We start from the raw sequence: 16,520 nt of genomic DNA, 5'->3' as shown, positions 1-16,520 counted from the left end.
TGACAATCGGCGCCACTTTACTATCCTTGGAAAATCCGCCGTAGAATGCGGCTCATCATGTCATCCAAGAAAAAACGCCATGAGCGAACGAACGACTTCTGCAAGCTGGGCAATGGGGATTGTCAAAGCACTGGAAATGGACGGCCTGGATTGCCGGGTTCTGTTCAAACAGCTAGGGCTCGATTACGCGGCGCTGGATGATCCGGATGCACGCTTCCCACAGGATTCCATGACCCGACTCTGGCAACGGGCGGTCGAGCTGTCCGGCAATCCGGCCATCGGCCTGAACATGGGCAAAGTGGTGCGGCCGGCTTCGTTCCATGTCGCGGGTTATGCGCTGATGTCCAGTAATACGCTGGCCGAAGGTTTTCAGCGACTGGTGCGTTATCAGCGAATCATTGCCGAAAGTGCCGACCTGAGTTTTCGCCTGCTCGACGAAGGTTATGCGCTGATTCTGACGGTGCATGGCGATCACCTGCCGCCGACCCGGCAAAGTGCCGAAGCCTCGCTGGCCTGCGCGCTGGCGCTGTGCGGCTGGCTGACCGGGCGCATGCTGCACCCGCGCAAAGTGCTGGTGCAGGGCGACGAGCCGGATGATCTTGAACCCTACAAACAAGCTTTTCATGCACCGCTGGTGTTCAACGCGCCGTACGACGCGCTGATCTTCGAACGGGCCGACATGGAAGCGCCACTGCCCACCGCCAACGAAGCGATGGCGCTGTTGCACGACCGGTTTGCCGGGGAATATCTGGCGCGGTTTTCGGAAAGTCGCGTGACTCACAAAGCACGCCAGGTCCTGTGTCGTTTGCTGCCCCAGGGCGAGCCCAAGCGCGATACGGTGGCGCAGACCCTGCATCTGTCGCAGCGAACCTTGCAACGGCGCTTGCAGGAGGAGGGCACCAGTTTTCAGCAGTTGCTCGACGACACCCGCCGCGAACTCGCCGAGCAATACCTGGCGCAGCCGAGCATGACCTTGCTGGAGATTGCCTATCTGCTGGGGTTTGCCGATCCGAGCAATTTCTTCCGCGCCTTCCGTCGCTGGTTCGACACCACGCCCGGCGATTACCGGGCGCGGTTGCTGGAAGCGCCGAACGCGATCAGTGACGCCAGAACGCCGGAATACACAGTACAAACACCGTAATGATCTCCAATCGGCCGAGCAGCATGCCGAACGACAGAATCCATTTGGCCGCATCCGGCAGACTGGCGAAGTTGCCGGCCGGGCCAATGGTCTCGCCCAGGCCGGGACCGACGCCGGACACGGTGCTGGCGGCGCCGGTCAACGCAGTCATCCAGTCCACGCCCAATAGCGACAGCAGCAGGGCGATCACGCAGATAGTGATGGCGAAGAAGAACGAAAAGGTCAGAATCGAACGGACGATTTCTTCGTCGAGGCGGTGACCGTTGTACTTCTGCTTGATCACCGCCCGTGGGTGAATCAGCTGGTTAAGGTTGGCCTTGAGCAGGATGTAGGCGACCTGAAAGCGGAAGATCTTGATCCCACCCGCCGTCGATCCGGAACAGCCACCGACGAAACCCAGATAGAAGAACAGCATCAGCGAGAAATTGCCCCACAGGCTGTAGTCCCCCAATGCAAACCCCGTGGTAGTGACTACCGACGTCACGTTCAGCGCCACATGGCGCAGCGCGTCCAGCCAATGCAGGTTGGTGGTCCACCAGTACCAGGTGCCGAGCACCAGCCAGGTCACCAGCAACATGCCGAGCAAACCCTGCACCTGTTGATCCTTGATCAGCGCCCGACGGTTGCCGCGCAGCGTTGCCACGTACAGGGTGAACGGCAGGCTGCCGAGGATCATCACCACCACCGCCACCCAGTGCACCGCCGGTTGCGTCCACTTGGCCAGGGACTGGTCGGAAGTCGAGAACCCGCCGGTGGAAATTGCAGACATCGCGTGGTTGATCGCATCGAACGGGCTCATCCCGGCCCACCAGAACGCCAGGCTGCCGAGAATCGTGATGCCGACATAGGCCGCCACGATCAGCCGCGCCACCATATGCGAGCGGGGCATGACCTTTTCCGAGCGGTCCGAGGATTCGGTCTGGAACAGGCGCATGCCACCGATACGCAGCAGCGGCAGGATCGCCACCGCCATGCCGATGAAGCCGATGCCGCCGATCCAGTGCAGCAGCGAGCGCCACATCAGGATGCCGGGGGACATGTCGTCCAGATGATTGAGCACGGTCGACCCGGTGGCCGTGATGCCGGACATGCTTTCGAAGAACGAGTCGGTGTAGCTGATGTGTTGGGTCAGCAAAAACGGCAGTGCGGCGAAAATGCACACCACCAGCCAGCTGCTGACGGTCAGCAGGTACATGTCCCGGGGGCGCAGGTGGATGTGTTCCGGACGCCCCGGAATCACCAGCGCGAGGCCGGCGACGAAGGTGATCATGCTCGCCCAGAGGAACGACGGCAGATCGCCGGTGCGCTCGAAAATCACCAGGGTGGCCATCGGCACGACCATGGCGATGGCCAGGGTGATCAGGAAGATGCCGATGATGAAACCAATGATCCGTAAGGTCGGCAACGCCATGAAGTCCGCTCGGGCTGATGTGGGAAGGGCGCCATTCTACCTGCGGTGCAAGGCATGTAAACCGACGCGTCTGGATCACTTGCAGCTAGAATAGCCGGACATTTTTTTCAGGAGGTGGCCGATGCAGGCTCTCGACGCTTTGCTCAACCGTGTTTCCGTTCCACGACTGATCGATCCGGCCCCTACCGCCGAACAGCGCGAAGTGCTGTTTGCCGCCGCGACCCGCGCACCGGATCACGGCCATTTGCAGCCGTATCGCTTCCTGACCGTCGAAGGTGCGGCGCGTGAGCAGATGGGCGAGTTGCTGGCCGAAGCTGCAAAAATGCAGGAAGGCGAAGTCACTGAAGCGATGATCGACAAGGCGCGCAACGGTCCGCTGCGCGCGCCGCTGGTGGTCGTGGTCATCGCCAGGTTGCAGGATCACGTCAAATACCCGAAGGCCGAGCAACGGCTGGCGGCGGGCTGTGCGGCGCACGGGATTTTGTTGGCGGCTTATGCGCAGGGGATTGGCGCGGTGTGGCGTACCGGTGATCTGGCGTACTCGAAACATGTCGCCAAGGGCCTGGGCCTGACGGATGACGAAGAGGTGATTGCCTTCCTGTACCTCGGCACGCCGCAGAAAGAACCGCGGGTGGCCGAGAAGGTTGATCTGGCGGAGTTTGTCAGCGCCTGGCCGGCAAAGGCTTGACTCCATCAGGGCTGTACAACAGCTCCCGGCTCCAGCGGCAACTCCAGACTGGCCACAAAACCGCCCTGCGGATGATTGGCCAGCACCAGCGTCCCGCCATGCCGCTCCGCCGCCCGTCGGGCAATCGCCAGTCCCAGGCCATGCCCGGCAGCGGTCTGCCCCGGCGCCCGATAAAACGGTTCGCCCAACTGGCTCAGATGCTCTGCCTGCACCCCCGGCCCATGATCACGCACGCTGACCACGATCCGCTCGCCCTGACGTGACGCCTGCATTTCAATTGCCTGCCCGACCGGGTTGAAGCGCTGGGCATTGCGCAGCAGGTTGTCCACGGCGCGCTCAATCATGGTCGGCCAGCCTGTCAGATTGAGCGCCGGCTCGGCTTCCAGCCGCACCGTCTGCTCCGGCGAGCCGAGTTGCGCGTCCTTTTGCACGGTGGCGAGCAAGGCATTCAGATCCACGTCTTCGGCGCTGGCGTTGTCGGCATCGACCCGCGCCAGCACCAGAATTTCACTGATCAGCGCTTCCAGCCGGTCGCATTCGCGGGTCAGTCGCGGCCAGAGTTTTTCCCGTTCTTCGGGGCTCGCCCGTTCAGCCAGTGCCAGGGCGATGCGCAGCCGTGCCAGCGGTGAGCGCAATTCGTGGGATACGTCGCGCAGCAACTGGCGCTGACTGCCGATCAGGCTTTGCAGGCGGGCGCCCATGCGGTTGAAGTCGTTGGCCAGCACGCCGAATTCATCGCGGCGGTTGGCCAGTTGCGCCAGGCTGTTCTGCTGATAGGTGGTCTGGCCGAGGTCGTGCACTGCGCCGCGCAAGCGACTGAGCGGGCGGGTGATGGAAAACGTCACCAGCAGGCTGAAGAGGGTCAGCACCACCAACGCAATGCCCAGCGCACTCAACGGCCAGAGCAGGCTTTCGCGGTGCCAGGCGTCGAGTTCCGGGTGCGGGATGCGGTAGATGAAAAGGTAGGTGTCGCCGCTTTTGTCGCTGGTGAATTCGTCGGTCAGACGCCTCCATGGCAGGCGTCGGTCATCGTTGTGCTGCCGCGCCTCGAAGGCGGCCGCACGCCGGGGGAAGGTGCCGCGCACCAGCGGGTCGCCGCTTTCGTTCAGCACTTGAACGTCGATGTGGTACTGGCGTTTGCGCTGTTCGAGGATGTCCTGTGCGGCGTCTTCGCCCTGGGCTTCGTAAGTCTGCGTCCAATCGGCGGCCAGGGTGTTGAGGCCCGGATGGCGGCTGAGGATCCATGCGTCCTGGTTGAGCATGTGCCCCAGCAGAATGGAAAGCCCTGCAACCAGAGCGATGGCCAGCCAGAAGCTGGCGAGAATACGCCAGAACAATGAACGCACAATTATTCCTCAGAACACACGCAAAACCCTGCGGGAGCGAGCTTGCTCGCGAATGCGGTGGATCAGACAAGAACATGCTGACTGACACTTCGCATTCGCGAGCAAGCTCGCTCCCACATCGGGCTGGATAAACAAGGACCCGACGGCGTGAACCGTCGGGTCAGAACATTATTGCGCTTTTTGCGGCTGTTGCGCTTTCCAGGCTTTGAACTCGGCCCATTCGGCGCGACGCTCGGCCTGTTTCTTCTGGATCTCGTCGAATTTCTTCTGTTGATCCGGTTTCAACACGGCGCGGACATCGGACTCGGCTTTCTTGTGGTTGGCCGCCATCTCGTCCTTCATGGCTTTCTGGTCGGCTGGCGAGAGTTTCTCCAGGTATTTTTCGACCGTCTGCTTACGTTCGTGCATCTGCTCGCCCATGATCTTGCGGATCTGCTCGCGCTGTTCGCGGGACAGGTCCAGCTCGCTGTACGGGCCTTTGCCGTGCATGCCGTGCATCTGACCGCCATGGCGCGGGCCGTCCAGCGGGCCACCCATCGGGCCGCCATCTTGTGGCATGGCCATGGCGACGGTCGGCAGGGCAGCGGCAAACATCAGAGCGATAAGTGTCTTGCGCATGGTGAATCTCCTTTGTCTCGTTCCCGGTACGTTCCGGATGAGTACAGATTACGGAGATCAAGGTCAGCGGCGGTCAGCGCTGTGTAAAGCTTGGGTAAACACGTTTTCGCGCCGACCTGACAAAACTTACAGACAATCAGAGGCTGTAGTAGTAGCCACGGCTGCGCAGGGCAACGATGCGTGGGCGGCCGTCGGGGTGCGGGCCGATCTTTTTGCGCAGGTTGCTGACGTGCATGTCGAGGCTGCGGTCGTACAGGGTCAGCTTGCGGCCGAGGGCGATCTGCGCCAGTTCCTGTTTGTCCAGCGGCTCGCCCGGTTGCTTGAGCAGGGCTTCGAGCAGGCGGCTTTCGGAGACGGTGAGGGTGAATTCCTTTTCGTCGATGCTGACCACGCCGCGCACCGGGCTGAAGCTCAGGTCGCCCAGTTCGAGCTGGGTCGACACGGCAGCCGGGTGGCTGCGGCGCAGCACGGCACGCAGGCGGGCGGTCAGTTCGCGCGGATCGCAGGGTTTGGCCAGGTAATCGTCGGCGCCCAGTTCCAGGCCGAGGATCCGGTCCAGCGGTTCGCCCCGCGCCGAGAGCATCAACACCGGCAGGTCGGCGTGATCGCTGCGCAGTTGCTTGAGCAGTTCCAGGCCGCTGCCATCGGGCAGCATCACGTCCAGCACCACGGCCGCCGGCGCGGTCTCGGCCAGCGCCTTGCGGGCGCTCTGACCATCGTGGCAGGCCCGGACCTGAAAGCCTTCCTGGCTCAGCCAGCTACTCAGGAGTTCACACAACTCCTGGTCATCATCAATCAGTAACAGCTCGCTCATGACTCACTCAATTTAGCCATTGCCGACGTTTTCGGCTTGCTCCACTGGCAAAGATACCGCAGAGCAGCGCCAATAGCGCTACCCCGGCCCCGGTGACGAACCATTGCTGCTGTTCGGTCAGCAGACGCGGCAGCGGGCTGGCCTGGGCTTCCTTGAGTTGTAGCTTCAGACGCTGGTTCTCCTGGCGCAGCCGGGCAAGCTGGGCGCTTTCGCGGGTGTTGTCGGCATTTTGCAGTTGTTTGCTCAGTTCTTCCCGTTGCTGCTCGCTGACCTTCAGGCGCTGCTGCAACTCAGTGATCTGACTGCCGGCGCTCAATGAAAGCGGCGTGGAATTGCCGTCTTCGGTGCTTTCTTCACCATGAGCGGGCGCCACGATCGACAACGTGACCAACATCAGACACAACGGACCCTTGCGCATCGCGACTCCTGTTTCCAAATGGATATTGGGCAGGTTGTCGGCCGGCAAACGAGAATAATGAGCGATTGAGAACGCGATGAGCCGACAAGGTTCATCGCGTTGAGGTATTGGCGGGGGAGGTTACGGCAGGACTTGCTTGAACGGCTTGACGATCACGTTGGCGTAGACGCCGGCGGCGATGTACGGGTCGGCATCGGCCCAGGCTTGCGCCGCGCTCAGGGAGTCGAATTCGGCAACGATCAGGCTGCCGCTGAAACCTGCTGCGCCCGGATCATTGCTGTCGATCGCCGGGTGCGGGCCGGCCAGCACAATGCGGCCTTCGCCCTTGAGCACTTGCAGGCGTTCAAGGTGCGCCGGGCGCGCAGCGAGGCGGGCGTCCAGGGAATTGGCGACGTCGGTGGCAATGATGGCGTAGAGCATGTCAGTCCTCGGTTTTTGGCGTTGTGGTATCGGCGTCGTGCAGGTGACGGGACAGGTAGATGCCCTGACCGACCAGGAACAGCACGGTCATGCCCAGGCTGCCGAACACCTTGAAGTCCACCCAGATGCTCTGGAAGGTGAAGGCGACGAACAGGTTGGCGGCCCCGCAGAACAGGAAAAAGGCGATCCAGGCGATGTTCAGCCGGGTCCAGACCGGATCCGGCAGGGTCAGCGCGTGGCCCATGATGCGCTTGATCAGCAGGCGGTCACCGATGAAATGGCTGCCGATGAAGGCCAGGGCAAACAGCCAGTTGACCACCGGGGCTTTCCATTTCAGGAAGGTTTCGCTGTGAAAGGCCAGAGTCAGGCTGCCGAACACAAGGCAGGCGACCAACGTCAGCCACTGGCTCTTCTCCAGCTTGCGCTGCTTGATGAAGAGCGCGCCGTACACCACCAGGGAGCTGATGATCAGCATGGCGGTGGCACTGTAAATGCCGCCTACCGTCAGTTCATGGCCGGCAACGTCGACGGTGCGTGGATCGAGTTTGTAGACGATGAAGAACAGCAGAAGCGGGATGAAATCGATGAATTGTTTCACAGTGAGAGCCAGAAGCTGGATGTGGCGGCATAATAACAAACATATGGGCGCGCGATAGCGCCAGCTGATTTGAGGTTACTCATCCCCGTGAATGTTGATTTGCACTGCCACAGCACGGCCTCCGATGGCGCCCTGGCGCCTTCGGCACTGGTTGCGCGTGCGTTCGAGAACGGCGTGCGAGTCCTGGCCCTGACCGATCACGACACCCTCGAAGGCCTCGCCGAAGCGCGCACGGCCGCCGAGGCGCTGGGCATGCAACTGGTCAATGGCGTCGAGTTGTCCTGCACCTGGGGCGGGGCGACCATTCACGTGCTCGGCTACGGTTTCGATGTCAACGCCGCACCGTTGGTCGAGGCGATTGCGCAATTGCACGACGGCCGCTGGCTGCGGTCTGAGGAAATAAGCCGCAAGCTCGCCCTCAAGGGCATGCCGAATGCGCTCGATGGCGCGCGGCAGATCCAGCAGGAACTGGGCGATAGCGGCAATGCGCCGGCCCGTCCGCATTTCGCCGACTGGTTGGTGCGTGAAGGTTTTGTAAAGGATCGCGCCGAGGCGTTTCGCAAATGGCTCGGCGCCGGCAAGCTGGGGGACGTCAAACAGCACTGGCCGACCCTCGAAGACACTGTCGGCACGCTGCGCGCCGCCGGCGCCTGGGTCAGCCTGGCGCATCCGTGGCATTACGATTTCACCCGCAGCAAGCGCCGAAAGCTGATTGCCGACTATATTCAAGCGGGCGGGCATGCGATCGAAGTGGTCAACGGTCACCAGCCTGCGGAACAGGTGGGCAGTCTTGCAATCCTTGCCCGTGAGTTCGGTCTGCTGGTCACTGCCGGCAGTGATTTCCATGGCCCTGGTGGCTGGTCGGAGATCGGCCAGTACCGGCCGGTGCCGGAGGACCTTCCACCCCTGTGGTGTCGGTTCAAACATGACACAGTTATTGCCGCCGTCTGAACAGGTAGAGAATGTGAGTCAATTTTTCCAGATTCATCCGGAAAACCCGCAAGCGCGCCTGATCAAACAGGCGGTCGAAATCATCCGCAAAAGCGGGGTGGTGGTCTATCCAACGGACTCTTCCTACGCAATCGGTTGCCAGATCGGCGACAAGAACGCCATCGAGCGCGTTCGACGCCTGCGTCAGCTCGACGAAAAGCACAACTTCGCGCTGATCTGCAGCGACCTGTCGCAACTGGGCAATTACGCCAAGATCGACACCGGGACCTTTCGAATCCTCAAAGCCCACCTGCCGGGACCGTACACCTTCATTCTCAACGCCACTCGCGAAGTGCCGCGTCTGTTGCTGCATCCCAAGAAGCGGACCATCGGTCTGCGGGTGCCGAGCCATCCCATCGCGTTGGCTTTGCTGGCCGAACTGGGCGAGCCGCTGATGAGCGTGACCCTGATCATGCCGGGCGAAGAAGACCCGCTGAGCGATCCGTACGAAATGCGCCAGTTGCTCGAGCATCAGGTGGACCTGATCATCGATGGCGGTTCCGGCGGCATCAAGGCCTCCACCGTGATCGACCTCACGGGCGATGATCCGGAAGTGATCCGCGTCGGTTGCGGCGATCCGGCGCCATTCATGGTCGAGGCCTGAATGTCCGCAGTGGAAACCGTTGATCCCCAGGCCGGTGCCCAGCAGGAACTGCCGTTTGCCATGGTCTATGGCCAGGCGGTCACGGAAATGCCGCTGGACCTGTACATCCCGCCGGACGCCCTGGAAGTCTTCCTCGAAGCCTTCGAAGGCCCGCTCGACTTGTTGCTGTACCTGATCCGCAAGCAGAACATCAACATCCTCGACATCCCGGTGGCGGAAATCACCCGCCAATACATGGGTTATGTCGAGCTGATGCAGTCGGTGCGTCTGGAACTGGCCGCCGAATATCTGGTGATGGCCGCGATGCTGGCCGAGATCAAGTCCCGGATGCTGCTGCCCCGGGCCGAAACCGTCGAAGATGAAGAAGAAGACCCGCGCGCCGAACTGATCCGCCGCCTGCAGGAGTACGAGCGGTTCAAGGCTGCTGCCGAAGGCATTGATGGCCTGAGCCGGGTCGGTCGCGACGTGATCGTGCCCAAGCTCGACGCTCCGGAAGCCCGCGCGCGCAAGCTGCTGCCGGACGTGGCACTGGCAGAAATCCTGATGTCCATGGCCGAGGTGCTGCGCCGCGGCGACATGTTCGAAAGCCATCAGGTCAGCCGCGAGGCACTGTCCACCCGCGAGCGCATGAGCGACGTGCTGGAGCGGCTCAAGGGCGGCGGATTTGTGCCGTTCGTCGAGCTGTTCACCGCCGAGGAGGGCAAGCTCGGCGTGGTGGTGACCTTTATGGCGATCCTTGAGCTGGTCAAGGAATCCCTGATCGAGCTGGTGCAGAATGAGCCGTTCGCCGCGATCCACGTGCGAGCCCGAGCCGAATAACGAGTCCCGATATGAATCTGACTGAACCCCGCGAGCTGGCGTCCCTGCTTGAAGCCTTTCTGTTGGCCTCGGGAAAGCCGCAATCCCTTGAGCGCCTGTATGAACTGTTCGAAGAAGGTGAACGCCCGGAACCGCCGGTTTTCAAGAAAGCCCTGACCCTGCTCGGCAAATCCTGCGAGGGCCGGGCGTTCGAGCTCAAGGAAGTCGCCTCCGGCTATCGCCTGCAAATCCGCGAGAAGTTCGCGCCGTGGGTTGGTCGCTTGTGGGAGGAGCGTCCGCAGCGCTATTCCCGGGCACTACTGGAAACCATGGCGCTGATCGCCTATCGCCAGCCGATCACCCGGGGCGAAATCGAGGACGTGCGGGGCGTGGCGGTCAACACCAACATCGTCAAGACGCTGATGGAGCGTGAGTGGATCCGCATCGTTGGTTACCGCGACGTGCCTGGCAAACCGGCGATGTTTGCCACCACCAAGCTGTTTCTTGATCACTTCAATCTGAAAAGCCTCGACGAACTGCCGCCACTGGCCGAGCTGCGCGAAATGGAGGCCGATCCGGTACTCGACTTCGACGACGCCCCGGTGCCGCCGGGCTTGCAGGAACTGGCCGACGCCAGCGCCGAGCCGGAAGAACCGAAGGAAGAAACCAGTTTCCACACCCTGCTGCTGGAGCTGGACAGCATGGAGGAGGGGATCAAGACCGACTTCGACGACTTGCTGCGTGACGGCGCGGGCGCCGAATCCATGCCGACGGGGTTTGAATCCGATCCGGTCGAGCCGCCGGACGAGGGTGAGCCTGAATCTGAATTTGAGCCTGAATTTGAGCCTGAATTTGCGCATGAGCCCGAATCCGAATCCGAGCCCGAGCCTGAGCAGCAAGACGATGTGCTCGGCGTGGCCGAAGCCCGGGAAAAACTGCTGGCTGCCGTCGCCCGTCTGGAACAGCCAGCACCAGAACCCGCCGCCGAGGAAGAACTGAGCGAAGAGGAAGCCGAAGCCCGCGCCCTGGCCGAAGCCATTGAAGCCGAACGCCGCGAGTTCGAGGATTGAGCATGAGCTCGACCAAAGACCCGTGCATCAACGTCTGCAAGTTCAGCGACGACATCTGCGTCGGTTGCGGCCGCAGCAAGCGGGAGATCCGGGCCTGGAAGAAACTCGACAAGGACGACAAGCGCACCGTACTGGCCGAAGCCGCGCTACGTCTGATCAAGCTCGGGGCCACCGGTCGGCGGAAAAAGAAATAACCTTGCCCTGATCGACTAGTCTCTGATGCGCGCGCGGCCACATCCGCGTATGATTCGCGACCCTTCGGCGATCCCTTCGCCCGAAAACCCAGATTTCAACGCTTTAGCGGCTCAATTCTCAGCGCCGCTGAACAGACCACACCGGGAGGTGCCCAGATGAGTGACATCAAGCAGAAAGACGACCAGGAAATCGGCCCAGCAGGCGAAAAGCTGCAGAAAGTCCTCGCCCGTATCGGCGTTGGCTCGCGCCGCGATGTTGAATCCTGGATCAGCCAGGGCCGGATCAAGGTCAATGGCAAAGACGCCACCCTGGGCCTGCGTGTCGACATGCACGACGCCATCACCATCGATGGCAAGGTCATCAAGCGCGAAGAAGCCGCCGAGTCGGTTCGCCGCGTGATCATGTACAACAAGCCCGATGGCGAGATCTGCACCCGTGACGACCCGGAAGGCCGTCCGACCGTGTTTGACAAGCTGCCGCGTCCGAAAGAAGGTCGCTGGATCAACATCGGTCGTCTCGACATCAACACCACCGGTCTGCTGATGTTCACCACCGACGGTGAATTGGCCAACCGCCTGATGCACCCGTCCTACGAGATGGATCGTGAGTACGCGGTACGTGTACGAGGCGAAGTCGACGACGAGATGATCGAGCGCCTGAAGGCCGGCGTGGTACTGGAAGACGGCCCGGCGCGTTTCACCGACATTCAACAGGCGCCGGGCGGCGAAGGCTTCAACCACTGGTATCACTGCGTGGTGATGGAAGGTCGTAACCGTGAAGTACGTCGCCTGTGGGAATCCCAGGGCCTGGTGGTCAGCCGCCTGAAGCGTGTGCGTTTCGGCCCGGTGTTCCTCAACTCCGACCTGCCGATGGGCCGTTGGCGCGAAATGAGCCAGTACGAAGTCGACGTGCTGAGCGCTGAAGTCGGCCTGACCCCGGTGGCCATGCCGCAACTGAACGCCAAGAGCAAAGACAAGCTCGACCGCATGCAGCGCAAGTCGTCGCGTCCGATGGCCCGTACCGAGCGCGTACGCACGCTGCGTCCGGCCAACGGTGCGCCGGTTGGCGCCGGTCCGCGTCCGGCCCGGGAGCCGCAGATCGAAGGCGAGCGTCCAGGTCGCAAACCGGCAGCACGTCCGGATGGCGAGCGCGGCCCACGCACTCCACGTCCGGCCAATGGCCGAACCGAGCGTGGCGAAGGTCGCGGTACGCCGGTGGCGGATCGTCCAGCCGACACCAAGCGCCCGGCCAAGCCGGCGCCGAAGCGTCCAGGCATCAAGCTGGCAGACGATGACAAGCCATCGGGCAAGCGCCGTGGTGCACCGGCCGGTTCCGGCCAGCGTCCGGGTTTCGGTCGCAAGAAGCCGGAATAAGGCAGCTGCAAGTTTCGAGCGGCAAGCTTCAAGCTGAAACAGAAAACGCCAACTCTTGGAGTTGGCGTTTTTTTTTTGATTTTTTTATTTCTTTTTTTGAGGTGTTTTTTCTTGTTTTAAAACAAAAAAAACTGACGCCTTTCAAATAGTTAGCCAGCTAACGTCAGTCGCCGGGCACGGCTTGGATGGGTCTGGATTGGAAACTTTACGTTACGCGCTGTCAGAGAATATTTACGAAAAAGCCGTCGCCGCCCCGTGACTCGGGAGCTTGTGTCCAGCTGTAAGGAAAATCTGCCGGAACCAGCCCCGCCAGGTGTTGCGCGGTGCTCTTGCGCGCTTGTTTCAGTGTCGTTTGGAGGGTGAGATGCGCTGCATGCCTGTCGTGCAGGTGCATAACAAGAAGGAGGCGCAATGAACGCCGTTATCCATTTTCACTTCTCCACGTGGGGCGGATTTTCCATCGTCCACGCCGATGGCCTGCAAAGGCCTGACTCAATTTTTGCAGCCGCCCGGGCTTCCCGGGGTGGACACATGCAATCCCGGCAACCGACACGCTGATCCGGCGAGGTCTGGCAGCAGGGGGTTAGCGGTGTACAATGCGCCGCGTTTTAACTGTGACCCTCTGCGTAATCGCGCAAACCTCAAGGTTTATCCGCCTTGTTCACTCCGCCGCGTCACAAGCGTGTCGGGTTCGATTTCGTCACAGATAAAAACAAACAGGTGACGCATGACCGTTGTAAAAAAGCTGAATTCCTGGTGCCTGCGCTGGGGTTTGATCAAGGTTGGCTGAAATCGCCACCTTGCAGCAACGTCTACTGAACATCATCAAACCTTGCGTGAGACCTTTTTCATGAGTGGACAAAACTCGCAATCAGGCGAGCTGAAACGCGGCCTGAAAAATCGCCATATTCAACTGATCGCCCTCGGTGGCGCGATCGGTACCGGATTGTTCCTCGGCTCGGCCGGGGTGCTGAAATCCGCCGGTCCGTCGATGATCCTCGGCTATGCCATCTGCGGCTTCATCGCCTTCATGATCATGCGCCAGCTCGGTGAAATGATCGTCGAAGAGCCGGTGGCCGGTTCCTTCAGCCACTTTGCGCACAAATACTGGGGCGGTTTCGCCGGCTTCCTGTCGGGCTGGAACTGCTGGATCCTGTACATCCTGGTCGGCATGTCGGAGCTGACTGCGGTCGGCAAATACATCCACTACTGGGCGCCGGAGATCCCGAGTTGGGTCACCGCTGCCGCATTCTTCCTGCTGATCAACGCGATCAACCTGGCCAACGTCAAAGTCTTCGGTGAAGCCGAATTCTGGTTCGCGATCATCAAGGTCGTGGCGATCGTCGGCATGATCGCCCTGGGCAGCTACCTGCTGGTCAGCGGCCATGGCGGCGAGCAGGCGGCGGTGAGCAACCTGTGGTCCCACGGCGGCTTCTTCCCGAACGGCGTCAGCGGTCTGGTGATGGCCATGGCGATCATCATGTTCTCCTTCGGCGGCCTGGAAATGCTCGGTTTCACCGCAGCCGAAGCCGACAAACCGAAAACCGTGATCCCGAAAGCGATCAACCAGGTGATCTACCGGATCCTGATTTTCTACATCGGCGCACTGGTGATCCTGCTGTCGTTGACCCCATGGGACAGCCTGCTGGAAACCCTCAACGCTTCGGGCGATTCCTACAGCGGCAGCCCGTTCGTGCAGGTGTTCTCGATGCTCGGCAGCAACACGGCCGCGCATATCCTCAACTTCGTGGTGCTGACCGCCGCATTGTCGGTTTACAACAGCGGCACCTACTGCAACAGCCGCATGCTGTTGGGCATGGCCGAGCAGGGTGATGCGCCGAAAGCGCTGGCGAAGATCGACAAGCGCGGCGTGCCGGTGCGTTCGATCCTGGCGTCGGCAGCCGTGACCCTGGTGGCCGTGCTGCTCAACTACCTGATCCCGCAACACGCGCTGGAACTGCTGATGTCGCTGGTGGTTGCGACGTTGGTGATCAACTGGGCGATGATCAGTTTCTCGCACTTCAAGTTCCGCCAGCACATGAACAAGACCAACCAGAAGCCGCTGTTCAAGGCGCTGTGGTACCCGTACGGCAACTACATTTGCCTGGCGTTCGTTCTGTTCATCCTCGGCGTGATGCTGCTGATCCCGGGCATTCAGGTCTCGGTGTACGCGATTCCGGTGTGGGTGGTGTTCATGTGGGTCTGCTACGTGATCAAGAACAAGCGCGGTGCGCAACAGGTACTGCACGCCGCGAACGCTGCCAAGTAAGCGTCGTTGCAAAAACAACAGACCCGGCCAAGTGCCGGGTTTTTTGTGCTTTCGCGGTATCCTGCGGGTTCTGAATACGGACGCTTTTCCATGCTGGTGATTTCCAACAACGTGCATCTGCCGGATGCCGAGATCGAACTGACGTACATCCGTGCCCAAGGGGCGGGCGGGCAGAACGTCAACAAGGTCTCCAGCGCCGTGCATCTGCGCTTCGACATTCACGCCTCGTCCTTGCCCGAGTTCTACAAGGAACGGCTGCTGGCGCTGCGCGACAGTCGCATTACCAGTGACGGGGTGCTGATCATCAAGGCCCAGCAGTACCGCACGCAGGAACAGAATCGCGCCGATGCGCTGGAGCGTCTGACCGAGCTGATTCTCAGCGCCACCAAGGTCGAGAAGAAGCGCCGGCCGACCAAGCCGACGCTGGGCTCAAAGAAACGTCGGCTTGAATCAAAGACCAAGCGCGGCAGCATCAAGGCCGGGCGCGGCAAGGTGGATTTCTAGTCTTCGCGGTATTTCGCCGTGTGGCGGTAGAGATAGACGCTCAGCGTCAGACCGCTCAGCGCTGCGAGGGCGGCGAACAGGAAGATCGAGGCAAAACCGAAGCCCGCCGCAATCGCTCCCGCCAGTGGTCCGGTGATGCCCAGCGACAAGTCGATGAACAACGAATAGGCCCCGACCGCTGCGCCTCGGCTGGAGGCCGGTACCAGGTTCACCGCTTCCACGCCCAGCGCCGGGAACACCAGTGAGAAACCGAAACCGCTCAATGCCGCACCGGCCAATGCCCAATGCGCGTCCGGCGCCAGCCACAGCAACAACAGGCCCAGGGTTTCCACCGACAGGCAGGCAATCGCCACGCGAAAGCCGCCGAGGCGGTTGATCAGGTTGCCGAACAGCAGTCGCGCACCGATGAAGCTGGCGCCGAACAGGCTCAGGCACAGCACGGCGTTGTCCCAGTGCTGCGTGGCGTAATACAGGGTGATGAAGGTGGCAATGGTGCCGAAGCCGATCGAGCCCAGCGCCAGTCCGCAGCCGTGGGGGAATACCCGCCCAAGCACATGCATGAATGGCAGGCGCTCGCCGGCCAGGATCGGCGCGGCGGTTTTCGGCCAGGCCAGCAACAGCCCCAGCGTGGCCAGCAGCAGAATGCTCACGCCCATGCTCCACAGACCAAAACGGCTGACCAGCCATACCCCCAGCGGCGCACCGACCGCCAGTGCGCCGTAACTGGCAATGCCGTTCCACGAGATGACCTTGGCGGTGTTGGCTGCACCAACGCGGCCGATGCCCCAACCGATCGAGCCTGAGCCAACAAGACTTTCCGCACTGCCCAGCACCAGACGGCCGGCAAACAGGCTGATCAGGCTCAGCAACGGCAGGTTGGGCGTCCATGCCGAAATCAGCATGAACACACCGCTCAAGCCACAACCGGCCAGACCAATCATCACCGCCCGTTTGCTGCCCTGGTTGTCGATGATCTTGCCGGCATACGGACGGCTGAGCAGGGTGGCGAGGTATTGCACGCTGATCACCAGCCCGGCGATGACCGCGCCGAAGCCCAAGTCACTGTGGACATAACCTGGCAGCACCGCCAGCGGAATGCCGATGTTCAGGTAGCCGATGAAGGTGAACAGGACGATGGAAACGACTTGCAACGTGACTGCCAGCGGGCGCTGGGGTTCTGGCATAGAGGACGACATGAATTACGATCCACGGGAAGAGCAGAATAGATAGGCTGCTCATGATACCGATGCGGACGCGTCTGGG

The 16,520-nt window shown here is 61.5% G+C and carries 18 protein-coding genes; 10 read left to right on the top strand and 8 right to left on the bottom strand.

Annotated features, from left to right (window positions below; genetic code table 11):
* Nucleotides 1–79 precede the first annotated feature (79 nt).
* Nucleotides 80–1,141, top strand: a complete 1,062-nt coding sequence (locus CAF79_RS19305) for an AraC family transcriptional regulator (protein ID WP_218191829.1) — start codon at nucleotides 80–82, stop codon at nucleotides 1,139–1,141.
* Here the strand turns inward: CAF79_RS19305 and CAF79_RS19300 are convergent.
* Complete coding sequence (locus CAF79_RS19300; protein ID WP_085699555.1) at nucleotides 1,098–2,552, bottom strand: TrkH family potassium uptake protein; 1,455 nt, start codon at nucleotides 2,550–2,552, stop codon at nucleotides 1,098–1,100. The two genes, CAF79_RS19305 and CAF79_RS19300, sit on opposite strands and share 44 nt — an antisense overlap.
* Before the next feature lie 121 nt (nucleotides 2,553–2,673).
* Between CAF79_RS19300 and CAF79_RS19295 the strand changes: the two genes are divergently transcribed.
* Nucleotides 2,674–3,240: a nitroreductase family protein gene (locus CAF79_RS19295; protein WP_085699553.1), complete on the top strand. Its 567-nt coding sequence runs from the start codon at nucleotides 2,674–2,676 to the stop codon at nucleotides 3,238–3,240.
* 5 nt (nucleotides 3,241–3,245) lie between these two features.
* Here CAF79_RS19295 and CAF79_RS19290 read toward each other — a convergent pair whose 3' ends face one another.
* The 6 genes from CAF79_RS19290 to CAF79_RS19265 all read right to left on the bottom strand — a co-directional run bounded on the left by CAF79_RS19290 (nucleotide 3,246) and on the right by CAF79_RS19265 (nucleotide 7,454).
* Complete coding sequence (locus tag CAF79_RS19290) at nucleotides 3,246–4,586, bottom strand: HAMP domain-containing sensor histidine kinase (protein WP_085699551.1); 1,341 nt, start codon at nucleotides 4,584–4,586, stop codon at nucleotides 3,246–3,248.
* 168 nt (nucleotides 4,587–4,754) lie between these two features.
* Nucleotides 4,755–5,204 carry a Spy/CpxP family protein refolding chaperone gene (locus tag CAF79_RS19285; protein ID WP_085699549.1) on the bottom strand — a complete coding sequence of 150 codons (450 nt, stop codon included), beginning with the start codon at nucleotides 5,202–5,204 and terminating at the stop codon, nucleotides 4,755–4,757.
* Nucleotides 5,205–5,340: 136 nt separating this feature from the next.
* Nucleotides 5,341–6,018, bottom strand: a complete 678-nt coding sequence (locus tag CAF79_RS19280; RefSeq protein WP_007958370.1) for a response regulator transcription factor — start codon at nucleotides 6,016–6,018, stop codon at nucleotides 5,341–5,343.
* A gap of 7 nt (nucleotides 6,019–6,025) precedes the next feature.
* The gene (locus tag CAF79_RS19275; protein WP_085699547.1) at nucleotides 6,026–6,436 is read right to left on the bottom strand and encodes a translation initiation factor 2; all 411 of its coding nucleotides are present in this window, start codon (nucleotides 6,434–6,436) and stop codon (nucleotides 6,026–6,028) included.
* Nucleotides 6,437–6,556: 120 nt separating this feature from the next.
* Nucleotides 6,557–6,856, bottom strand: a complete 300-nt coding sequence (locus tag CAF79_RS19270) for a YciI family protein (RefSeq protein WP_085699545.1) — start codon at nucleotides 6,854–6,856, stop codon at nucleotides 6,557–6,559.
* Between the two features lies 1 nt (nucleotide 6,857).
* A complete protein-coding gene (locus CAF79_RS19265; RefSeq protein ID WP_085699543.1) occupies nucleotides 6,858–7,454 on the bottom strand; it encodes a septation protein A in 597 nt (198 codons plus the stop codon).
* Between the two features lie 87 nt (nucleotides 7,455–7,541).
* Here CAF79_RS19265 and CAF79_RS19260 point away from each other — a divergent pair, with 87 nt between their 5' ends.
* The 8 genes from CAF79_RS19260 to arfB all read left to right on the top strand — a co-directional run bounded on the left by CAF79_RS19260 (nucleotide 7,542) and on the right by arfB (nucleotide 15,257).
* Complete coding sequence (locus CAF79_RS19260; protein WP_085699541.1) at nucleotides 7,542–8,405, top strand: PHP domain-containing protein; 864 nt, start codon at nucleotides 7,542–7,544, stop codon at nucleotides 8,403–8,405.
* Nucleotides 8,406–8,418: 13 nt separating this feature from the next.
* Nucleotides 8,419–9,048: an L-threonylcarbamoyladenylate synthase gene (locus CAF79_RS19255; RefSeq protein WP_139832613.1), complete on the top strand. Its 630-nt coding sequence runs from the start codon at nucleotides 8,419–8,421 to the stop codon at nucleotides 9,046–9,048.
* Between the two features lie 120 nt (nucleotides 9,049–9,168).
* Nucleotides 9,169–9,867, top strand: a complete 699-nt coding sequence (locus tag CAF79_RS19250) for a ScpA family protein (protein WP_170929752.1) — start codon at nucleotides 9,169–9,171, stop codon at nucleotides 9,865–9,867.
* 11 nt (nucleotides 9,868–9,878) lie between these two features.
* The gene (scpB, locus tag CAF79_RS19245; protein ID WP_085699537.1) at nucleotides 9,879–10,916 is read left to right on the top strand and encodes an SMC-Scp complex subunit ScpB; all 1,038 of its coding nucleotides are present in this window, start codon (nucleotides 9,879–9,881) and stop codon (nucleotides 10,914–10,916) included.
* Nucleotides 10,917–10,918: 2 nt separating this feature from the next.
* The gene (locus CAF79_RS19240) at nucleotides 10,919–11,110 is read left to right on the top strand and encodes a DUF1289 domain-containing protein (RefSeq protein ID WP_085699535.1); all 192 of its coding nucleotides are present in this window, start codon (nucleotides 10,919–10,921) and stop codon (nucleotides 11,108–11,110) included.
* Between the two features lie 156 nt (nucleotides 11,111–11,266).
* Nucleotides 11,267–12,484 carry a 23S rRNA pseudouridine(2605) synthase RluB gene (rluB, locus tag CAF79_RS19235; protein WP_085699533.1) on the top strand — a complete coding sequence of 406 codons (1,218 nt, stop codon included), beginning with the start codon at nucleotides 11,267–11,269 and terminating at the stop codon, nucleotides 12,482–12,484.
* Between the two features lie 850 nt (nucleotides 12,485–13,334).
* Entirely contained in the window at nucleotides 13,335–14,753 is a 1,419-nt protein-coding gene (locus CAF79_RS19230; RefSeq protein ID WP_085699531.1) for an amino acid permease, read from the top strand.
* A gap of 90 nt (nucleotides 14,754–14,843) precedes the next feature.
* Nucleotides 14,844–15,257: an alternative ribosome rescue aminoacyl-tRNA hydrolase ArfB gene (gene arfB, locus CAF79_RS19225; protein WP_085699529.1), complete on the top strand. Its 414-nt coding sequence runs from the start codon at nucleotides 14,844–14,846 to the stop codon at nucleotides 15,255–15,257.
* On the opposite strand, the gene CAF79_RS19220 is transcribed toward arfB, so the two are convergent.
* On the bottom strand, nucleotides 15,254–16,441 hold the full coding sequence (locus CAF79_RS19220; RefSeq protein ID WP_170929751.1) for an MFS transporter: 1,188 nt from the start codon (nucleotides 16,439–16,441) through the stop codon (nucleotides 15,254–15,256). The genes arfB and CAF79_RS19220 overlap by 4 nt on opposite strands.
* Nucleotides 16,442–16,520: the final 79 nt, after the last annotated feature.

The sequence above is a fragment of the Pseudomonas sp. B26(2017) genome (assembly GCF_002113045.1).
In the GTDB taxonomy this organism is placed as follows: Bacteria; Pseudomonadota; Gammaproteobacteria; order Pseudomonadales; family Pseudomonadaceae; genus Aquipseudomonas.
The sequence above is the reverse complement of the archived record's forward strand: the minus strand, read 5'-3'. Positions and strand labels throughout refer to the sequence as shown.

Bases quoted from the DNA above. Each gene is read 5' to 3' on its own strand.
- CAF79_RS19305 (WP_218191829.1), top strand. From the start codon at position 80: ATGAGCGAACGAACGACTTCTGCAAGCTGGGCAATGGGGATTGTCAAA.
- CAF79_RS19300 (WP_085699555.1), bottom strand. From the start codon at position 2,552: ATGGCGTTGCCGACCTTACGGATCATTGGTTTCATCATCGGCATCTTC.
- CAF79_RS19295 (WP_085699553.1), top strand. From the start codon at position 2,674: ATGCAGGCTCTCGACGCTTTGCTCAACCGTGTTTCCGTTCCACGACTG.
- CAF79_RS19285 (WP_085699549.1), bottom strand. From the start codon at position 5,204: ATGCGCAAGACACTTATCGCTCTGATGTTTGCCGCTGCCCTGCCGACC.
- CAF79_RS19280 (WP_007958370.1), bottom strand. From the start codon at position 6,018: ATGAGCGAGCTGTTACTGATTGATGATGACCAGGAGTTGTGTGAACTC.
- CAF79_RS19275 (WP_085699547.1), bottom strand. From the start codon at position 6,436: ATGCGCAAGGGTCCGTTGTGTCTGATGTTGGTCACGTTGTCGATCGTG.
- CAF79_RS19270 (WP_085699545.1), bottom strand. From the start codon at position 6,856: ATGCTCTACGCCATCATTGCCACCGACGTCGCCAATTCCCTGGACGCC.
- scpB (WP_085699537.1), top strand. From the start codon at position 9,879: ATGAATCTGACTGAACCCCGCGAGCTGGCGTCCCTGCTTGAAGCCTTT.
- CAF79_RS19240 (WP_085699535.1), top strand. From the start codon at position 10,919: ATGAGCTCGACCAAAGACCCGTGCATCAACGTCTGCAAGTTCAGCGAC.
- rluB (WP_085699533.1), top strand. From the start codon at position 11,267: ATGAGTGACATCAAGCAGAAAGACGACCAGGAAATCGGCCCAGCAGGC.
- CAF79_RS19230 (WP_085699531.1), top strand. From the start codon at position 13,335: ATGAGTGGACAAAACTCGCAATCAGGCGAGCTGAAACGCGGCCTGAAA.
- arfB (WP_085699529.1), top strand. From the start codon at position 14,844: ATGCTGGTGATTTCCAACAACGTGCATCTGCCGGATGCCGAGATCGAA.
- CAF79_RS19220 (WP_170929751.1), bottom strand. From the start codon at position 16,441: ATGCCAGAACCCCAGCGCCCGCTGGCAGTCACGTTGCAAGTCGTTTCC.